At 68.3% G+C, this 1,846-nt stretch carries 1 protein-coding gene; it reads left to right on the top strand.

From position 1 onward, the window contains the following. Positions 1-1,846, top strand: a 1,846-nt coding sequence (gene rpoB, locus AB0J71_RS49905) for a DNA-directed RNA polymerase subunit beta (RefSeq protein WP_364421481.1), incomplete at both ends; no start/stop codon positions are given.

Raw genomic sequence — 1,846 nt, 5'->3', positions numbered from 1 at the left:
GTGAGCCGCCGACCAAGGAGTCGGCGCAGACCCTGCTGGAGAACCTGTACTTCAACCCCAAGCGGTACGACCTGGCCAAGGTGGGCCGCTACAAGGTCAACAAGAAGCTCGGGGTGGACGCCGAGATCACGCAAGGCACGCTGACCGAGGACGACATCGTCTCGATGATCGAGTACCTGGTGCGGCTGCACGCGGGGGAGACGTCCATGGGCGATGCCGTCGTGGAGATCGACGACATCGACCATTTCGGCAACCGGCGCATCCGCAGCGTCGGCGAGCTCGTCCAGAACCAGGTCCGCCTGGGCCTGGCCCGCATGGAGCGCGTCGTCCGCGAGCGGATGACCACCCAGGACGTCGAGGCGATCACGCCGCAGACCCTGATCAACATCCGGCCGGTGGTGGCGTCGATGAAGGAGTTCTTCGGCACCTCGCAGCTGTCGCAGTTCATGGACCAGATCAACCCGCTGGCCGGCCTGACGCACAAGCGGCGGCTGAACGCCCTGGGCCCCGGCGGTCTGTCCCGCGAGCGGGCCGGGATGGAGGTCCGTGACGTGCATCCGTCCCACTACGGCCGGATGTGTCCCATCGAGACGCCCGAGGGTCCGAACATCGGCCTCATCGGTTACCTCGCCTGCTACGGCCGTCTCAACGCCTTCGGCTTCATCGAGACGCCCTACCGCAAGGTCGTGGACGGCCGGGTGACCGACCGGATCGACTACCTGACGGCCGACGAGGAGGACCGGTTCGTCGTCGCCCAGGCGAACTCGGCACTCGGCGCGGACGGCGAGCTGACCGACGCCCGCGTCCTGGTCCGCACCAAGGGCGGCGAGACCGACTACGTGGCCTCCCGCGAGGTGGACTACATCGACGTGTCGCCGCGCCAGATGGTGTCGGTGGCCACCGCGATGATCCCGTTCCTGGAGCACGACGACGCCAACCGGGCCCTGATGGGCGCGAACATGCAGCGCCAGTCGGTGCCGCTGATCCGCAGCGAGGCGCCGCTGGTCGGCACCGGCATGGAATACCGTGCCGCGACCGACGCCGGCGACGTCATCAGCGCCGAGAAGGCCGGCGTGGTCGAGGAGGTCTCCGCCGACTACGTCACCGTCATGAACGACGACGGCTCGCGCACCACCTACCGGGTCGCCAAGTTCAGGCGCTCCAACCAGGGCACCTCCTTCAACCAGAAGCCCATCGTCGCCGAGGGCGACCGGGTCGAGGCCGGCCAGGTCATCGCCGACGGCCCCTGCACCGACGACGGCGAGATGGCGCTCGGCAAGAACCTGCTGGTGGCGTTCATGCCGTGGGAGGGCCACAACTACGAGGACGCGATCGTGCTGTCCCAGCGCCTGGTCCAGGACGACGTCCTGTCCTCGATCCACATCGAGGAGCACGAGGTCGACGCCCGCGACACCAAGCTGGGCCCGGAGGAGATCACCCGGGACATCCCCAACGTCTCCGAGGACATCCTGGCCGATCTCGACGAGCGCGGGATCGTCCGGATCGGCGCCGAGGTCGTCCCCGGCGACATCCTGGTCGGCAAGGTCACCCCGAAGGGCGAGACCGAGCTGACCCCGGAGGAGCGGCTGCTGCGCGCCATCTTCGGGGAGAAGGCCCGCGAGGTCCGCGACACGTCGCTGAAGGTGCCGCATGGGGAGCGCGGCACGGTCATCGACGTGCGCACCTTCTCCAGGGAACACGGCGACGAGCTGCCGCCCGGGGTGAACGAGCTGGTCAGGGTGTACATCGCGCAGAAGCGTAAGATCACCGACGGCGACAAGCTGGCCGGCCGCCACGGCAACAAGGGCGTCATCTCCAAGATCCTGCCGGTCGAGGACATGCCGTT

The sequence above is a fragment of the Nonomuraea sp. NPDC049637 genome (assembly GCF_040675235.1).
Classification (GTDB): domain Bacteria; phylum Actinomycetota; class Actinomycetes; order Streptosporangiales; family Streptosporangiaceae; genus Nonomuraea.
This window is presented reverse-complemented; position numbering and strand designations above follow the sequence as displayed.